Origin of the sequence: Streptantibioticus ferralitis (genome assembly GCF_029223525.1) — a bacterium.
GTDB lineage: Bacteria > Actinomycetota > Actinomycetes > Streptomycetales > Streptomycetaceae > Streptantibioticus_A > Streptantibioticus_A ferralitis.
Window position 1 is genome coordinate 1 of record NZ_JARHTQ010000080.1, and the last position, 2,332, is coordinate 2,332.

The following is a 2,332-nucleotide window of genomic DNA, read 5'->3' on the forward strand; positions in this document are numbered from 1 at the left end:
CCCGGGGTGCTGTTGCGGTGGATCCGGGTGAGCCGGTGGGGGATGTGGCGGCTGCGGCGGTGTGGGGTCTGGTGCGTTCGGCGCAGGCGGAGCATCCGGGCCGGATCACTTTGCTGGACACCGACGACCTGGACAGTTCCCTCATCGCCGGGGCGGCGGTGTGTCCGGAGCCGCAGTTGGTGGTTCGGGGTGGGGTGGTGCGGGGTGCGCGTCTGGTTCGTGTCGCCGCGCCGGTCGCAGGGCCGGTGGGTTTTGGTGAGGGCACGGTGTTGGTCACGGGTGGGACGGGTGGTCTGGGCCGGGAGGTGGCCCGTCATTTGGTGACGGGGCATGGTGTGCGTGATTTGTTGCTGGTGAGCCGTCGTGGTGGTGCGGCTGATCTGGTGGCTGAGCTTGGGGAGTTGGGTGCCCGGGTGCGGGTGTGTGCGTGTGATGTCAGTGACCGGCAGGCGTTGGCGCAGGTGTTGGACGGGGTTGCTCTGTCGGCGGTGGTTCACGCCGCGGGTGTGGTCGATGACGCTGTGGTGACCTCGTTGGACATGGCCCGGTTGGATCGGGTGATGGCTGCGAAGGTTGATGCTGTGTGGCATCTGCACGAGTTGACGGTGGGTGTGGAGCTGTCGGCGTTCGTGGTGTTCTCCTCCCTGGCTGGGATCATCGGAAGTCCTGGGCAGGGCAATTATGCGGCGGCGAACGTGTTCTTGGATGCGTTGATGCAGCAGCGGTGGCGGGCGGGGCTGCCCGCGGTGTCGTTGGTCTGGGGGCCTTGGGCACCGGAGGCGGGTTTGACCAGTGCGTTGTCGGACACCGAGATGCGGCGGATCACTCAGTCCGGTACTGCGCCGTTCACGGTCGAGCAGGGTCTGCAGATGTTCGACCAGGCCCTGGGTGCCGGGCAGCCGGTCATCGCGCTGACCCGCCTGGACCTGGCCGCCCTGCGCACCCGGCCGGACCTGCCCCCGCTGTGGCGCACCCTGGCCGGCCAACCCACCCGCCGCACCGCAGGCGACCACCAGCACACCCCCGACGACCTCGCACGTCGCCTGGCCGCCCTGCCGGGGCCCCAGGCCCGGTACGAGTACCTGCTTACGCTCGTCACCGATCACGTCGACCTCGTGCTCGGTCACGCGCCGAGCGACCGGGTGGACACCACGAAGGAATTCCGTGAGCTCGGGTTCGACTCGCTGACCGCGGTCGACCTGCGGAACCGCCTGCAGGCGGTCACCGGAATGACTCTCCCGGCGACGCTCGTCTTCGACTACCCGGACGCGACCAGCCTGGCCGGTTTCCTCAGCGTGAGGTTCGGCGATGCTGGGCCGGCCGCCGCCGAGCCTGTGGACCCGGCGCCGAAGGACCCGATGCAGGACCTCTACCTCAAAGCGCTGGAGAGCGGCCACGCCGATCTCGGTGACGAGTTCGCGCTCAGCGCCGCGAAACTGCGTCCCCGGTACGACAATCCCACGCACCTGAAGCGACGGCCGGTTCCGGTGCTGCTGTCCGCCGGGAACACGGGCCCGCACCTCGTTTGCATTTGCCCGCCGCTGGCGTTGAACGGCCCGCAGACCTACACCCGGTTCGCGGCCGAACTGGCCGCCGACTGGAAGGTCTCCGCTCTGGTGGCACCAGGGTTCGCAGCGGACTCCCCGCTGCCAGGGACCAGGGAGGTTCTGATTACGACGCTGGCCGATGCGGTGCAGGAGTACATCGGTGACTCCGGCTTCGCCCTCGCCGGTCTGTCCTCCGGTGGCGTGCTCGCCTACGAGATCGCGCGGGAGCTGCACCGGCGGGGCGACGACCCGTCGGGTGTGGTGCTGCTCGACTCGTACCCGATGAACAGCCCGGTCCTGAAGCGGTGGAAGAACGAGATGGCCCGGGTCGGCCTGGAGCGCGCGCGTTCGCTCGACCGGCGGCAGGCCGACGAGGGGTTCCGGCTCGAGGAGATCACTGCCTCAGCCTGGATCTGCCAGCAGCTGCTGCTCGACTGGGAGCCGCAAGGACTCGCCGTGCCGTCGTATCTGGTCCGTGCCGCCCAGCCCCTGGTGGCGGAGGACGGTGTCGGCTGGCAGACAACGCTCGCGGCCGCAACGGTCGTCGACGTGCCGGGCGACCACTTCAGCATCATGGACCGGCAGTTCGTCGCGTCCACCGCGGCAGCCGTACGTGCATGGCTGGCGGGTGTGACCGGCCAGGCCGGCTAGGAGCGTGTCTCAGCTTGACGTTTATCCTCGGCGGGCTTGGTGTTCCTTGATGGTCTCGGCGCGTTTGACGGTCTTGCCGACGTCGTGGCGCTTGGCGCGGTGTCTGTTCTTCGAACCGGGCGGCCGTCCCGGGC

At 69.1% G+C, this 2,332-nt stretch carries 1 protein-coding gene; it reads left to right on the forward strand.

Annotation, left to right across the window (positions count from 1 at the left end; genetic code table 11):
* Positions 1-2,198: type I polyketide synthase (locus P2L57_RS39715; RefSeq protein WP_275823444.1), on the forward strand; the 2,198-nt coding region annotated here is incomplete at its 5' end.
* Positions 2,199-2,332 lie beyond the last annotated feature (134 nt).